This window comes from Shewanella fidelis ATCC BAA-318, from assembly GCF_000518605.1.
In the GTDB taxonomy this organism is placed as follows: domain Bacteria; phylum Pseudomonadota; class Gammaproteobacteria; order Enterobacterales; family Shewanellaceae; genus Shewanella; species Shewanella fidelis.
Genome location: NZ_JADX01000010.1, coordinates 17,791 through 31,619, shown reverse-complemented (window position 1 = coordinate 31,619; position 13,829 = coordinate 17,791). Strand labels below are relative to the sequence as shown.

Below are 13,829 nucleotides of genomic sequence, written 5' to 3'. Positions count from 1 at the left end.
AGGTGTAAAGATTGAGCTAGATTAATGACTTAATGATTAGTTTGTGAGCTGCTGCAGTAATAATAGAGGGCAAATGAATAAGTTAAGTACTAACAATCTTTTTGATATTCAGGTGTTTGTTCTCTTATATGAATCACTTAACGCCACAGCTGTTAGTCAAGCTTTAGGCGTCCCAACTTCTAAAGTCAGCCGAAGTTTAAAGTCATTAAGGCATTCTTTGAATGCATCATTGTTTGTACGTAAACAACAAGGATTTGAACGAAGCCAGTTGGCCGATGATATTTATCCGAAAATGAAACGCATTGTTGAGTTAGCTAAGCGATGTGAACAGGCAGATCTTGGTTATCAATCCGCTAGAAAGCGTGAGCTGGTGATTGCCTGTCCTTCATCGCTATCGCTTAATTTACTGCATGCTCTGCAGCAAAAGGCATGCGCTCAGCAGCAGGATTTCCTCTTTCATCTAACAGCTTGCAGCAGTAATACTGTTGATTTGTTAAAGCAGCAACATGTCGATATCGCAGTGACATGTTGCCCTTATAATACTGAGCAGATCTCGTCAGACTTAATCACAAAGTCTGACTCCTATGTGTTAATGGCAAGAACTGAGCACCCTTTATTTACGGGCAATAGGGCAATTGATATTGATGCAATATGTGATTATCCCTATATCAGCTTTTCGAGTAATGAGCTCCACGATGCAATCGATCCGTTAGCTTCCTATGCGCTAGATACCCAACGAAAATTAGATATGGTTTTGAAAGTGTGTTTTCTAGCAGATCTGATGCTTGAGTTGGAGCAAACTAATGCAGTTGCTTTGCTCAACCATAGCGATGCAATTGAGTTCCTTTGTAGGCGTGGTGACATCAAAGCAGTAGCATTGGACAATGGTTTTAGCTCACAGATCTCTCAGCGCAGTGGCCAAAACCATTATTATTTAACCCAGATGCGCAATGATAGAAATTATCCACAGTGGGTAAGTGAAGAGATCAAAAAATATATTCAAGCGAATGTCATTGTAAAATCGGGGGACGCATTGTGAAGAAATTATCTAGTGTTCACCTGAGTGCTATTGAGATTTTTTGCCAGTTATATCTCAAAAATAGCACAACAGATGCCGCCTCAAGTTTAGGTCTATCTCAACCAAAGGTGAGCAGGGCACTGAACGGTTTGAGGGAAGTCTTTGATGATCCATTGTTTATTCGTAAAAATAATAAACTGGTGCCTACAGAGCTTACACATGCTTTATATGATGACTTTGCTGAAATGCTAGCTTGTGCCAATAGTATAGAAAGTGATGCGATTAATAGTATTTGTGCGGCTGAGTCGTCAATCGTTATTAGTACTGTTCCGCAATTAGAAATTGGCTTAGCGCAGTGCGTCATCGAAGAGGTACAACATAGTATTACGCCAAACGTTGCAGTTTCAACTCAAGCTTGGTCTGAACGCAGTGAACAGCAGTTAGTTGATGGTGAAATTGATGCTGCAATTTGCTTCAGGCATTCGACCAAAAAAGAGCTGTTATCAAAACCGATTATTCAACATCGAGGAGGGCAATTAGTTGCGCGAGAAGGGCATCCGATATGGCAAAACCCGACTATTGATAACATGATTGACTATCCTATGGTCAAGTTAGTTACCATGCCATTTCCCGCAAATAAGTCGCCAATAGGGGTATATGCAAAGGCGCAAGATAAGCCTATGCAAATTTATGCAACCGCTCCCGATCTTGGTAGTGCAGCAAGCAGTTTGCTCAATTCAGATGCGTTTATGATTGTTGGTGTAAAGGCGGCGGTAGATTTTCTATCGAGTATTAGTGGGTTACGCGCGCAAAAAATGGATTACGCTGAAGATAAGTTTTTATTGCAAGGCTTCTGTCACCCAACGGTCTATTTGTGGTTGAAGCGATCTTTAGACGGGAAAGTTATCGCGCCTTTGTGGCTGCAGCAAAGTTTAGAAACTTATATAGTGTCATCGCATAAATAATTGTGTAATAAAAAACTCCTAGTGGCTCAGTTTTGCCACTAGGTTAGTATTATTGGTTTTTTATGGCTAATGATCGGGCCAAGATCCCGAGAGTCGTTCCATTATGCAACAGCGCACTCATGGCTGGGTTAAGCCAACCAAGCGCTGCAGCAAGCATAATGCCGCTATTTACATATTCTGCAATTTTTATATTGTTATTAATCATCCTCATCGCGATTTTAGCAAGGTGATAAGTTTCAGATACACCAGCTAATTTGTCTTGAAGTAGAACCACATCTGCAGCCTGTCTTGCCAATTCGGTACCTTTACACATGGCAATGCCTACATCTGCTTTAGTTAAGGCTGGTGCATCATTAACTCCGTCACCAATAAACATCACCTTGTGTCCTTGCTGCTGCAGTGAATCGATAATGCTGGATTTAGATTCTGGAGTTGCCTCTGCAAATACGTGATCTAACTTAAGCTCTTCACCTAACATATTCGCTTTATAGATACTGTCACCAGAGATCATCATGATTTGCTGGATCCCTAATGCTCGTAGTTCGCTTAAGGTTTGTTTGACATCTTCACGTAAGTGGTCGCGTAAGCCTATCATTCCCATTAATTCTCCTTTGTGAGAGATGAAAATAAGGTGACGTCCTAGCGCTTCATAGTGACGTATTTCAGGCTCAAACTCGTTAAAGTTGACATTTTCATGGGCTTCTAAAAAGTGACGACTGCCCATAACAAGGCAGTGCTCATTGACCGTACTCTTTAAACCATGAGCAATAACATACTCAACTTCTCCGTGGTCTATGTGGGGTAATTGGTGTTGCTTTGCAGCATTGACAACGGCTTGTGACAATGGGTGATTACTATGTTCTTCAACAGAGGCTGCGATGGCCAAAAGATCTTTAGCACAGCTTATTCCAGAGCAATTAAATGGCACAACATCAGTGACCTCCATATCGCCGTAAGTAAGAGTGCCGGTTTTATCAAATACACAGACATCGATTTCAGCTAATTTTTCTATAGCGCTGCCGCCTTTGAGCAAAATACCTTGTTGGGCTGCTCGATACATAATCGACTTAAACGTTACCGGAGTACTTAGCTTAAGTGCACAGGAATAATCGACCAGAAAAACTGATGCGACTCGATTAATATCTTGAGTCAGAGCAAAGACTGCAGCTCCCATAGCAAGAGTGATTTTGACGCGTCGATTAGCCATATCTTGGGTGACTTGTTGAATTTCGCTCTTTTCACTTAGAGAGTCGTAAATCAGCTGGGCGATTTTGGCTGTTGTTGCTTCGCTACCTACTTTATCCACACGTACTTTTATAGTGCCTTCATGCACGCTAGTGCCAGAATAAACATAAGCATCGAGTTCGCGACGGACGGGCACACTTTCGCCTGTTAAGCTAGATTGGTTTATTAGAGCTGTACCAGCAATAACGATACCGTCAACAGGAATAGCGCTGCCGGGGGACAATTCGATGATGTCGCCCACGACTAAGGAGTCGGAATTTACTTGCTGTTTACAGCCGTCTTCAGTGATACGCCAAACGGTAGTTGCTTGTGGAAGCATTAGCTCGGCAAGTAACTTGTCGCTTTTACGACAGGTTTCTTGTTCCATGTATTCGCCAAGACTAATCAAAGATTGCGTCATCATTGCGGTACGGTAGTCACCGCGATATGCAGATAACCCAACAGCGATAGCATCAAGTACCTCAACGGTTATCTGTTTATTTTTGAGCTCTGCAACACCGTCAAAAATTGTCGGCGCAATCAGGGTTGCAGTTGAAATTGCCCCCCATTTACCAGGAAGCAGTGCCGCAGATAAAGTACCAATTATATTCATGGCTATGTCGCCACGAGTGTACTGGTGCTCAGAAGGTGTAAGTTCAGCCTCGTCCAGATTAAGCTCTATTAGCCTTGCCTCAATAGTGCTTGGAGTAAGTAAGCTATCGTCATACTCTATAACAATAGAGTAAGCGTCTTCGTTAACTCTTACAGCTCTAAGTCCTTGAATAGCCATGAGGCTATGCTTTATCCAATCACCACAGTCAGTTAGCGTTTGCGAACGATCCAGTTTAAAGCGGATCCGTCCTGGAATATGATGCTTAATTCGCAATGAAAGCATTAATCACCTTTATGTAGATTACGGTAATAGTCGAGTTCGGCTTGAGTGTCTTCTAAGCGCTCTTTTAACTCTTCTAGCTCGCCCTGTACTGATGACCAGGCTTTTTCTCCTGTAGAAGCGACACTTTGTTGGATTTTTTTGTTAGTTAATAAGTATGCCACTGCCGCACCAGCAGCTAACCCCATAGCAAAGTGAGTTTTGCTATTTTGTGTCTTATACCGGGGCTGATGCTGTTCTGGGGGAACATGGTAATGTCCATAGCCGTAGTGAGGGTGATTATTCATGGGGATTTCTCTCTGAAAGTTGATCTACGAGGTAAAGGCTAGCAGCGCCTGCAGCAAGGATAGTCATTAAGGATAGCGCAGAGCGACCAGCCATTTTTTCTGCGGCATAGGTGGTGATACCACTAATAGCGGCGGCTTGTAAGGCAGATTTAGTGCTATGCCAGACTAATTCATTAATAGCCAGTTCACCTTCTTTATAGGATTGCCAACGTGTTGCTACTGCTGCGCCACCACCAACCATGGCGCCAACGAGTGAAGCTCGACTCGCTGGGCACAATAGATTGCTTGAGTTACTCATGCTGGGGTAACTTCTTTTGTGGCTGTAGTGGTATCTTCTGCTTGTTCTTGTTGCGCTGCTGGTATAGCTTCTGCGGGGTGATAGTGACGCTCAACAGACTCATTAAAACCTTGCTTGCCTGCGCTATAAGTATCTTTGAAAATTTCACCACTGTTAGTGACATTTTCTTTTACGTTTTGTGCAGTATGACTTGCAGCATCTTTCACTTTGCTGCCGCCGGTTTTCAACATGTCACCAGCGCCCGACACAACATCAAACAGTTTGCCACGAACTTTATCGTTACTCAGTAATAGAGCAGCAGCTGCGCCGATCATAGCGCCTTTCCAAAATTCTTTATCGTTCATACCTAAACTCCCTAAAATATCTTTAAACATACCAGCATCTTCTCCAAGCGCTTGCTCAAGCATCGCTTGTGCTTGTTCCATAAACTGACCGTTATCTTCAGTCGTAGAGCTTGGTTGTGTTGGTGGTACCTGAGGTGGAACATATGCAGGATGCATCATATGTGGATGGTTACACATAGGGTGATATCCTTGGTGAGCCGCATAGTAGTGTGGTGGGTAATATTGCGGTGGATACGGGTAATGCCCATGACTAGGCGTCATATGCGGCGGGTAAAAACTTGGAGGGGTTGATTGGCCTGCAGTACCATGCGGCTGCCCGTAATAAGCTGGTGGCACATAACCTGGAGGGAATTGCGAGTTATGGGGAGCAAACTCCGCTTGCTGCTGTTGTTCTGTAGCTGCTTCGCTGGCAGAAGTTGCTTGGAATTGCGGCTGATATCCCTCTGGTGAATAATAGTGACTCATTGAGTTATTCCTTCAGCTTGTAAATATTCAGCAAGTAGGTGATAAGCGTCCGTGGCTCGCTCGTCTGACTCACCAAAAAGATCATTTATGACGGCAGCAGATATGAGCTCCGGATTGTATTCAATGACGATGCTACCGGTTGATTTATTGAGCTTGTAACTTAAGAAGGCTGGTATCTGTGCAACCACATCATCAACATCCTTTAAGTTATACTGCATGAGTTGGGCCATTAACCCGACTTTGTATTTAAGACGAATACGACCAGGTATGTGGTGTGCTATTTCCACCCAACGTCTCATCTTCAGCACTTTAGTTAGATATTTATCCATTCAATCATTATACGAATGTCGTAGTCGTATATTTTGTTTGAGATCACGCTTTTACCGAGTTATTTACACCATTTATACTGTGTGATAATTAATTTATTTAATTGATAACATTAGCAAATCCTTAAGTTTTCTACAGGTTGATAGTTTTGCGTAGATTTTATTGACCAAATTGATAGTAATGGCATTTGTATACTTTACGTTCACAGTATAGCGGTGATAATATCTCTTACTGAATGATAATGATTATCAGTTATAGGTGTGCTAATGAGTGTTTATATTCATAAAACAAAGCAAAGATTGAGGGTTCGCTCAGCTTTTATTCGTAATAACAGAGCCGAGGTAGAGGCACTGCTGCATCAATTACAGCAGATTGAAGCTGTTAAACATATTAAGCACAAATTACACGCAGGCTCGGTTGCAATTACTTTCGATGATAAAGAAATTGGTTGTGAGGATTTACTTAAAATCGTAGAGAGCCACGGTTGGTTAGAGCAAGATCAACCTCGGAACTTTATAGAGAATGCAGCCATTATTGGTACAAAAACCTTAGTCAAAGGGATCGCTGGAATTGCGTTATCGCGCCTTGTAGGGCCATCGGTTAGCCGAGTTATTATGAGTGCCTAAAGTCGGATTGACTAGAAACGAATTTTAGCTAAAGGCTAATATTGAGTTTCTTAGCGGCGCATTTGCAGTTGCCTCCCATTTTGGCTGGGCAACGTTTACACGGCGGGGATTTTAATGGGATCTGCAAAATCGAGACAGATTTCTTAGGCATTATTTTTATTGATTTTACAACTGCTGCATTATCCAGCGTTGTTGCCGGACCTGTAGACTTTGATGAAGTGTTAGCTTGATTGGCTGAGCGCCCCTCGTTGAACCATGAAAGGATAGGAGATAAAGGCGGCGTTAGCTCCTGAACAACATTACCAATAACTTTGTATGAAAGTTGATTAAGCTCGCTGGCTAAACTTGATGAAACCTGCTGGCTATTATCCCCATTGGCGGCAAGTGAGTTTAGATGTCTTAGAGAACTATTAGTCACTTTTTTGCTTTTCTTGATTAGCTTTTTTAGCGCGTTTTTAGAGCCCACTATGACCACCAATGTGTTTATGTTTTCAGCATAAAATAGCAAATTTTACAAAGTAAATAAATACCATTCTCATTTAGGTTGGCGCTTAAGCTTGATTTTTTTAGAAAACTTAATACTGATACCCAAGAGCGGTTTGGTTTTTTGGAAATGAAGCATACGAGTGTATAATAGCTGTCCTTTTTCTACGCGAATATCCCATAACTCTACAAAGCTGACTCTTCATTGAGTATTGAGTGTATCAAATGATTTGACCTTGTTTGAGTGAGCGTTACAGCTTGCTAGCGGTTAAACGTTGAGGAAAAGCATCGCTAGATTGAATCCAATATTGAAAATGAAGAGCCAAATGAAATCACAAGTAAGTCAAAAGGTAGGTTCAAAAATTATGCCGATTAATCGCACATTTAGCGTCGCGCCGATGCTGGATTGGACCGATAAACATTATCGTTATTTCGCGCGCTTAATGTCATCGCAAACCCTACTTTATACCGAAATGGTGACCACAGGTGCGATATTACACGGTCGTGGTGATTACCTAGCTTATAACGAAGAAGAGCATCCTTTGGCATTACAACTTGGTGGTTCAAATCCACAAGATTTGGCTGCGTGTGCTAAGTTGGCTGGCGAGCGTGGCTATGACGAAATTAACCTAAATGTTGGTTGCCCGTCAGATAGAGTGCAAAACGGTCGCTTTGGTGCCTGCTTAATGGCAGAGCCAGAATTAGTTGCAGAATGTGTATCTGCAATGAAGCAAGTGGTTGATATTCCGGTTACAGTGAAAACACGTATTGGTATCGATGAGCAGGACAGTTATGAGTTTCTGACTCAATTGATCGATACCGTTAAAGCTGCAGGCTGTGAAGAGTTCATTATTCATGCGCGCAAGGCATGGTTACAAGGCTTAAGTCCTAAAGAAAACCGTGAAATCCCGCCATTAGATTATGAACGTGTATATCAGCTCAAGCGTGATTATCCACAGTTGAATATCTCGATTAATGGTGGCGTAAAAACGCTAGAGGAGTGCAAAACCCATTTAGCCCAACTTGATGGTGTTATGGTTGGTCGTGAGGCTTACCAAAACCCATATATTCTTGCACAGGTAGATCAGCAACTATGTGGATTGAACACACCAGTGCTTAGCCGTGATCAAGTATTAGAGAGATTACTGCCTTATATTGAAGTACACCTTAAGCAAGGTGGGCGCTTGAACCATATTTCTCGCCATATCATTGGTCTTTTCCAAGGTGAAGTCGGTTCACGGATCTGGCGCCGTCATATTAGTGAAAACGCTCACAAGCAAGGTGCGGGTATTGAGGTGATCACTCAAGCTAGAGCTGCAATGGATAATATAGTCAGCTTGTAATTTAGCGCGATTAGTGAAATTCACCAGTGCTTGGTGAGTTTCACTAATATCTTACTTTGTTTAAATCTTCGACAACTCTTCTTTTTAAATCACTAGTGGTTATTTTCATTAAAATACAGTTGCTTAGCTATAGTTTTAAAAGTTGGCACGCTGCTTGTATTAGTCTAATTGTAATTTAGGAATGTGTAATTAAGACGATAAATCTGAGCGTCGAGTACACAAACATACAATTAAGCGAAAGTGAAAAGGAATCCATTATGTTTAACTCAACTGTATCTAAAACTCTTAAAGCTTCTTTATTAACGGCTGTAATGTTTGGTGTAAGCGCAACAGCGAATGCCGACAACTCTTTAATCACCGATGTTGCGAATAATATTGAGCAAAACATCTCTTCACAAATGCAGGAGATGATTAATTCGGCGCAAACGGAGCTGAGCCTTTCAATCCAATCGCAGATGTCTGAAATGATGTTTGATATGGGCCAAGAGCGTGAGCTGGCTAACAAGCAGCAGATCGCAGAGAAAAGTGAACAAGCACTGGTAACAACTGCAATTACCAAGGACTAGTTATGTGGTTCTTTGCTCAATTTATTGCAATGTTGCTGCTACCTATCATTAGCTTAGTGATGTTTGCTTGCTTAGTGTGCTCACTTGATTGGCACAAATTAGAAGACTAAAAAGAAGGAGTATGAGATGGCAAGTTTTGTTGAACGTTTGAAAGATCCTCGAACGTTAGTATGTGGTGTCACAGCCGCGATGGCTGATAAGTTCGAGTGGTCTTGCCTATGGACACGAGTAGTATGTGCAGTGGCAATATTTTGTAATCCTGCAATGGGATTGTTGGTCTACTTTGTATTAGCTTTGGTACTGCCTAAGTGGCAAAAGCCTTGCTAGTGAGTTGCTCTAATAATGAAAACGAGGACACTCATATGCAGATTGAACCCTCTAACCGTTATCAAGCAAGTCGTAGATTTTGTGGTGATAATATTACATTAATGCGGATGCTAACCTGTAACTTGCTAGCATCCGCGTCTAAAAGCTGATTAAGTTTAGTCTTCTATATTTAACGTTTTAAAAATGCCGCGAATTTAGCTTTAGCCTCATCACTTGCAAGCCTTTGTTCGAACTCTTTAAGTTCTCTCTCCATCTGCTTACGAACTTCTTCTTTGTTGTAGCGAATTAGTTTTTTTGTCGATTGCAATGAAATAGGTGGTTGGGATGCTAGTTGATGTGCCCGTTTTAAAGTGTAATCAAAAATAGATTCAGAGCTCACCACTTTATTGATGAGCCCATAGGTAAAGGCATCATCAGCATTAAAACTTTCTCCTAGCATTAATAACTCGCTGGCTTTGGCTTGACCAATCGCTAGAGGGAGCAATAAGCTTGCACCGGCTTCGGGGACGAGGGCCAGTTGTACAAAAGGAAGCTGAAACTTAGCACTATTGTCGGCATACACTAAATCGCAGTGTAGCAACATGGTTGTGCCAATTCCGACTGCAGCACCTGTTACGGCTGCAATGACAGGTTTTTGCAGATCGAGCAGACAAAATAGAAAACGAAATGCGGGATGTTCGACACCTAAGCCACTATTTTGCAGGAAGTCGGCGACATCATTTCCTGAGGTAAAACAATCCGCTTGACCGCGAAACATAAAGGCTCGAATTTCATTGTCCGATTCACCTTGGATAAGGTATTCTGTTAGCTGTGTATACATTTGTAGGTTAATTGCATTACGCTTATCCGGGCGATTAAAGGTAATGATCCTTACACCATTATCGTCCCTAACTTGAATCGTGCTCATTCGTTATGTCCTCATTCTGCGAATTGGGTTTACATGGAGTTTATGACATTGAAACGAATATTCAAACAACTGTTTAACATCGCTCTGTTGAGTTGCTTGTCCTTCACAACTATGGCGCAAGTGGTACTTGTTGATGGCTATGTTAGGGCTATGCCTGCAACAGTACCGAATACTGCGGCATACCTCACTTTAGAAAACCATGGTGACGCGACTCGTCTTGTCGCAGTTGAGGCGCCATTTGTTAAAGAAGCTCAGTTACACACCTTAATTGAAGAAAATGGCATGATAAAAATGCGCCAAGTAGCAGGCTTTGATATAGACTCTCATGCAAGTTTAGTTCTGTCTGAATCTGGAAATCATATTATGTTAATGGGATTACGGTCGCCTTTAGAGGTGGACTCTAGCGTTGCATTGACATTGAAGTTTGCTGATGGCACTGAGCAACAGATTAATTTACCAGTAAAAAAGCAAGCCAACACAAGTGAATCGGAACAACACCATCACCACCATCACCATTAAGGAGTAAATTCGATGCAAGTGACATGGAAAAAGGTTTTGGCCGCGGTAGCAGTCGTGTTCTTAATTGGTTATCTCATTAGTATTTGGTGGAGTATCGAACCTGACCCGATCGAGCAAACTGTTTATAGCCAAGATAATGGGCAACAGGTTGTAGGCTATGCCACAACAACTTCACTGATTTTAACGGTAGAGGCTTTACTCGATAAGTCAGGTGGTTGGTTATCTAATGATGTCACACCACCGTCAATCTTTATGGATAATATGCCTGCGTTCGAGTTTGGTGCAATTGAGCAGGCTCGTGATTTAGCGCTTATTATGCGCAAAGAGTTTAGCCGCTCACAATCACAATCTACCGCAGATAAAGATCTATTAGCTGCGCATTCAAAGCTAAATATTGAGCATACAAGCTGGTTAGTGCCGAGTGCAGAGAGTGAGTATCGTGATGCAATAAAGCTACTTAAATTATACCGCGCTCGTATGATGGCGACAGAGAATGCTGACGCACAGTTTTACGCCCGTGCCGATAACCTGAATGAGTGGCTAAAAGAAGTACAAAAACGTTTAGGTAGCATGTCACAGCGTTTATCGGCAAGTGTTGGCCAAGAGCGTTTGAATACTGATTTATCAGGTGACAGCTCAGCCAGACAGTCTACGCCGGGTTTTGGGGTACAAGAGATCAAAACCAGCTGGTGGAAGATTGATGATGTGTTTTATGAAACGCGTGGTGCGACATGGGCACTGCTTAATTTCATGAAAGCCATTGAAGTTGATTTTGCTGATGTTTTACAAAAGAAAAATGCTCAAGTTAGTCTGCGTCAGATTATTCGTGAGCTAGAAGAAACACAACAGCCTGTATGGAGCCCTATGATCCTTAATGGTTCTGGTTTCGGGGTTGTTGCCAATCATTCTTTAGTGATGGCAAATTATATATCCCGCGCAAATGCCGCGGTTATCGATTTAACTAACTTATTGACTCAAGGTTAATTATGAAAAAGACGTTATTGGCGTGTGCACTATTAGGCTCTTTAGTGGGCACTTCAGCTCAAGCTGCAACTGTTGTTGGCTTTAAAGTTGGTGGCGATTATTGGAAAGCTGATACTAGCGGTTCTTTTGCTGAAAGAGGTCGTGCTCAGCAAGAGTTCAATTATGACTCATCTTCTCAAGGCAGCATTTGGGTTGCAGTTGAGCATCCAATCCCATTAGTGCCAAATGTTAAGATCAGACAAAACAGCCTAGATGCAGACGGTAAGATGAGCGATGCAGACTTCATTTTTAACGAGCATAATTTCAAAGGCGATGTAAATGCTAATGCTGATCTTAGCAACACAGATTTCGTACTTTACTATGAGATCTTAGATAACGATATCGTATCTTTAGATCTAGGTGCGGCATATAAGAAGATGGACGGTCATTTCCGTGTATCTGATGCCGGTCACCCTGAAAGCAAAAATATCGATAGCGGTATTGTAATGGGTTATATCGACGCACAAGTTGGTATTCCAGGTCTTGGCTTATACGGTTTTACAGACATCATGATGGGCGTTGATGAGTCTAACGTGTATGACTACTCTCTAGGTTTAGGTTGGAACTTTGATGGTACAGCATTAGATTACCGTATTCGTGCCGGTTACCGTGACTTTAAATTTGACGTAAACGGCTTTGATGGCGTGACTGCTGATATGCAGTTTAAAGGCTACTTCGCTGGTGTGGAACTCGTGTTCTAATAAAGTGATACAAGCATAAAAAAACCGCCGTTAGGCGGTTTTTTTTATGGTGTTTAAGAATGGCTTTTAGTTTGCTGGTGGAGCCATAAGACCATTGTTAATTGCCATAATATCATCTTCATTCAATGTACCTGCAGCCTGTTTAAGGGCTAGGATTGAATTGATGTAACCATAGCGAGCATCTGATAGCTTACGCTTTGAATCATAAAGATCACGTGTACGGTTTAGTACGTCAACAATAGTACGGGTACCGACTTCAAAGCCTGCTTGTGTTGCTTTAAGAGCACTTTCTGAAGAGATAACAGATTGCTCATAAGCGCGGATAGAGCTAATTGAAGCACCTACGTTGTTGAAGTTATTACGTACATCTTTAACCACTTTACGGTGAGTCTGCTCAAGCTTCTCACTTGCTTCTACGTATTGATATTGTGCTTGGTTAACTTTTGAAGACACTTTGAAGCCTTCAAAGATTGGGATACTAAGTGTTACGCCAAGTGTACCATTATCAAAGTCTGGTTGATTGACACCGCCACGATCTTGCTCGATGCCTTTTTGGTAGCCAGCATTTAAGCTAAGTGATGGCATGTGGCCAGCTTTGTAAAGTGTAATGGTTTCTTCGGCAATATCTTTACCAATGCGTGTTGTCATCAAGTCAACACTATTGGTTTCAGCCATTTTGATCCAGTCTGTAGAAGACGCTGGAGCAACCGCCGTAGCAGAGAAACGACTAGTATCTAAGATGTTGATGTTCTTATGATCAATACCTGTAATTTCACGTAGTGCTTCATAGCTGTTTGCTAATGTGTTTTCAGCTAGGATTTCAGTCGCGTTTGCTAAGTCGTATTGAGCTTGTGCTTCATGTACGTCTGTAATCGCGGTTAGACCCACAGCAAAGCGTTGCTTAGTTTGCTCAAGCTGACGCTCAATTGCGCGTTTCTCAGAGCCTTGAAACTCGTAGTTATCTTTGGCTGTTAATACGTCAAAGTAGGCGTTCGTTACGCGAATGATTAGGTTTTGCAGTGCTGAAGCATAAGCTGAGTCCGCTTGAGATGCGGCCTTTTCAGCTAGGCTTAAGCCAACCCATGCACTGTGATCGTAGATAACTTGATTAAGGGTTACGCCACCAACAATACCGCTACTGTCATCGCTTGGATCGTTCCATGCTTTATCGTAACCAACGTTTGCACTGATTGTTGGTAGTAATGGTGCACGGTTTTCTTCAATCTGTTCGTATAACGCGTCACGCTGGGCTTTAGCTTGAAGCGCAACAGGATCACTAGTCAATGCTTGTTGATATATTTGCAGAAGGTCATCGGCATGGGCGACTTGTGCAGTCGCTGCTAATGTCAGTGCGGCACATAGAGAACGGATCTTGAATTTCATTTGCTGTCCTTTTAGACAAAATTCTCCACTGAGGAGCGAATTTAACTTGTTATGTTTAGCTATGCCTTACATATAACAAAATGTAAGACGGTTTGCGCTTCCCGACGCTTCCCAATACATCTAAACTTAGT

The 13,829-nt window shown here is 42.1% G+C and carries 17 protein-coding genes; 9 read left to right on the top strand and 8 right to left on the bottom strand.

Annotated features, from left to right (window positions below):
* Positions 1 to 73 precede the first annotated feature (73 nt).
* Both L884_RS0104855 and L884_RS0104850 read left to right on the top strand, forming a co-directional pair.
* Complete coding sequence (locus tag L884_RS0104855) at positions 74 to 1,039, top strand: LysR family transcriptional regulator (RefSeq protein WP_028766430.1); 966 nt, start codon at positions 74 to 76, stop codon at positions 1,037 to 1,039.
* Positions 1,036 to 1,983, top strand: a complete 948-nt coding sequence (locus L884_RS0104850) for a LysR family transcriptional regulator (protein WP_028766429.1) — start codon at positions 1,036 to 1,038, stop codon at positions 1,981 to 1,983. Before L884_RS0104855 ends, L884_RS0104850 begins: the two co-directional genes overlap by 4 nt.
* A gap of 49 nt (positions 1,984 to 2,032) precedes the next feature.
* On the opposite strand, the gene L884_RS0104845 is transcribed toward L884_RS0104850, so the two are convergent.
* From L884_RS0104845 to L884_RS0104825, 5 genes are read right to left on the bottom strand one after another with little or no spacing between them, the layout of a single operon-like run.
* The gene (locus tag L884_RS0104845; protein ID WP_028766428.1) at positions 2,033 to 4,102 is read right to left on the bottom strand and encodes a heavy metal translocating P-type ATPase; all 2,070 of its coding nucleotides are present in this window, start codon (positions 4,100 to 4,102) and stop codon (positions 2,033 to 2,035) included.
* On the bottom strand, positions 4,102 to 4,386 hold the full coding sequence (locus L884_RS0104840) for a hypothetical protein (protein ID WP_037410428.1): 285 nt from the start codon (positions 4,384 to 4,386) through the stop codon (positions 4,102 to 4,104). Before L884_RS0104840 ends, L884_RS0104845 begins: the two co-directional genes overlap by 1 nt.
* Positions 4,379 to 4,684, bottom strand: coding sequence for a magnetosome protein MamC family protein (locus L884_RS0104835; protein ID WP_028766426.1), 306 nt, complete (start codon positions 4,682 to 4,684; stop codon positions 4,379 to 4,381). Before L884_RS0104835 ends, L884_RS0104840 begins: the two co-directional genes overlap by 8 nt.
* Positions 4,681 to 5,493: a YtxH domain-containing protein gene (locus tag L884_RS23210; protein ID WP_211239193.1), complete on the bottom strand. Its 813-nt coding sequence runs from the start codon at positions 5,491 to 5,493 to the stop codon at positions 4,681 to 4,683. The genes L884_RS0104835 and L884_RS23210 overlap by 4 nt, the downstream gene beginning before the upstream one ends.
* Positions 5,490 to 5,792: an HMA2 domain-containing protein gene (locus L884_RS0104825; protein WP_156925655.1), complete on the bottom strand. Its 303-nt coding sequence runs from the start codon at positions 5,790 to 5,792 to the stop codon at positions 5,490 to 5,492. The genes L884_RS23210 and L884_RS0104825 overlap by 4 nt, the downstream gene beginning before the upstream one ends.
* 294 nt (positions 5,793 to 6,086) lie before the next feature.
* Here L884_RS0104825 and L884_RS0104820 point away from each other — a divergent pair, with 294 nt between their 5' ends.
* The gene (locus L884_RS0104820; protein WP_028766424.1) at positions 6,087 to 6,446 is read left to right on the top strand and encodes an HMA2 domain-containing protein; all 360 of its coding nucleotides are present in this window, start codon (positions 6,087 to 6,089) and stop codon (positions 6,444 to 6,446) included.
* Between the two features lie 28 nt (positions 6,447 to 6,474).
* Here the strand turns inward: L884_RS0104820 and L884_RS0104815 are convergent, their stop codons facing one another.
* Positions 6,475 to 6,864: a hypothetical protein gene (locus tag L884_RS0104815; protein ID WP_156925654.1), complete on the bottom strand. Its 390-nt coding sequence runs from the start codon at positions 6,862 to 6,864 to the stop codon at positions 6,475 to 6,477.
* 391 nt (positions 6,865 to 7,255) lie between these two features.
* Between L884_RS0104815 and dusA the strand changes: the two genes are divergently transcribed.
* The 3 genes from dusA to L884_RS0104795 all read left to right on the top strand — a co-directional run bounded on the left by dusA (position 7,256) and on the right by L884_RS0104795 (position 9,165).
* A complete protein-coding gene (gene dusA, locus L884_RS0104810) occupies positions 7,256 to 8,272 on the top strand; it encodes a tRNA dihydrouridine(20/20a) synthase DusA (RefSeq protein ID WP_028766422.1) in 1,017 nt (338 codons plus the stop codon).
* Positions 8,273 to 8,529: 257 nt separating this feature from the next.
* On the top strand, positions 8,530 to 8,838 hold the full coding sequence (locus tag L884_RS0104805) for a hypothetical protein (RefSeq protein WP_028766421.1): 309 nt from the start codon (positions 8,530 to 8,532) through the stop codon (positions 8,836 to 8,838).
* 126 nt (positions 8,839 to 8,964) lie between these two features.
* Complete coding sequence (locus L884_RS0104795; protein WP_028766420.1) at positions 8,965 to 9,165, top strand: PspC domain-containing protein; 201 nt, start codon at positions 8,965 to 8,967, stop codon at positions 9,163 to 9,165.
* Between the two features lie 169 nt (positions 9,166 to 9,334).
* On the opposite strand, the gene L884_RS0104790 is transcribed toward L884_RS0104795, so the two are convergent.
* The gene (locus L884_RS0104790; RefSeq protein ID WP_028766419.1) at positions 9,335 to 10,072 is read right to left on the bottom strand and encodes an enoyl-CoA hydratase-related protein; all 738 of its coding nucleotides are present in this window, start codon (positions 10,070 to 10,072) and stop codon (positions 9,335 to 9,337) included.
* Between the two features lie 33 nt (positions 10,073 to 10,105).
* Between L884_RS0104790 and L884_RS0104785 the strand changes: the two genes are divergently transcribed.
* Genes L884_RS0104785 through L884_RS0104775 form a run of 3 tightly spaced genes read left to right on the top strand, consistent with a single transcriptional unit; the run spans position 10,106 to position 12,315 of the window.
* Positions 10,106 to 10,591, top strand: a complete 486-nt coding sequence (locus L884_RS0104785; RefSeq protein WP_028766418.1) for a copper chaperone PCu(A)C — start codon at positions 10,106 to 10,108, stop codon at positions 10,589 to 10,591.
* 12 nt (positions 10,592 to 10,603) lie between these two features.
* A complete protein-coding gene (locus L884_RS0104780) occupies positions 10,604 to 11,575 on the top strand; it encodes a DUF2333 family protein (RefSeq protein ID WP_028766417.1) in 972 nt (323 codons plus the stop codon).
* Between the two features lie 2 nt (positions 11,576 to 11,577).
* Positions 11,578 to 12,315 (top strand): TIGR04219 family outer membrane beta-barrel protein, encoded by a 738-nt coding sequence (locus L884_RS0104775; protein ID WP_028766416.1) that lies wholly within the window; start codon positions 11,578 to 11,580, stop codon positions 12,313 to 12,315.
* Between the two features lie 66 nt (positions 12,316 to 12,381).
* Here L884_RS0104775 and tolC read toward each other — a convergent pair whose 3' ends face one another.
* A complete protein-coding gene (tolC, locus tag L884_RS0104770; protein ID WP_028766415.1) occupies positions 12,382 to 13,698 on the bottom strand; it encodes an outer membrane channel protein TolC in 1,317 nt (438 codons plus the stop codon).
* Positions 13,699 to 13,829: the final 131 nt, after the last annotated feature.

Bases quoted from the DNA above. Each gene is read 5' to 3' on its own strand.
- L884_RS0104785 (WP_028766418.1), top strand. From the start codon at position 10,106: ATGGAGTTTATGACATTGAAACGAATATTCAAACAACTGTTTAACATC.
- L884_RS0104845 (WP_028766428.1), bottom strand. From the start codon at position 4,102: ATGCTTTCATTGCGAATTAAGCATCATATTCCAGGACGGATCCGCTTT.
- L884_RS0104835 (WP_028766426.1), bottom strand. From the start codon at position 4,684: ATGAGTAACTCAAGCAATCTATTGTGCCCAGCGAGTCGAGCTTCACTC.
- L884_RS0104820 (WP_028766424.1), top strand. From the start codon at position 6,087: ATGAGTGTTTATATTCATAAAACAAAGCAAAGATTGAGGGTTCGCTCA.
- L884_RS0104775 (WP_028766416.1), top strand. From the start codon at position 11,578: ATGAAAAAGACGTTATTGGCGTGTGCACTATTAGGCTCTTTAGTGGGC.
- L884_RS0104855 (WP_028766430.1), top strand. From the start codon at position 74: ATGAATAAGTTAAGTACTAACAATCTTTTTGATATTCAGGTGTTTGTT.
- L884_RS0104780 (WP_028766417.1), top strand. From the start codon at position 10,604: ATGCAAGTGACATGGAAAAAGGTTTTGGCCGCGGTAGCAGTCGTGTTC.
- tolC (WP_028766415.1), bottom strand. From the start codon at position 13,698: ATGAAATTCAAGATCCGTTCTCTATGTGCCGCACTGACATTAGCAGCG.
- L884_RS0104825 (WP_156925655.1), bottom strand. From the start codon at position 5,792: ATGAGACGTTGGGTGGAAATAGCACACCACATACCTGGTCGTATTCGT.
- L884_RS23210 (WP_211239193.1), bottom strand. From the start codon at position 5,493: ATGAGTCACTATTATTCACCAGAGGGATATCAGCCGCAATTCCAAGCA.
- L884_RS0104795 (WP_028766420.1), top strand. From the start codon at position 8,965: ATGGCAAGTTTTGTTGAACGTTTGAAAGATCCTCGAACGTTAGTATGT.
- dusA (WP_028766422.1), top strand. From the start codon at position 7,256: ATGAAATCACAAGTAAGTCAAAAGGTAGGTTCAAAAATTATGCCGATT.
- L884_RS0104790 (WP_028766419.1), bottom strand. From the start codon at position 10,072: ATGAGCACGATTCAAGTTAGGGACGATAATGGTGTAAGGATCATTACC.
- L884_RS0104840 (WP_037410428.1), bottom strand. From the start codon at position 4,386: ATGAATAATCACCCTCACTACGGCTATGGACATTACCATGTTCCCCCA.
- L884_RS0104805 (WP_028766421.1), top strand. From the start codon at position 8,530: ATGTTTAACTCAACTGTATCTAAAACTCTTAAAGCTTCTTTATTAACG.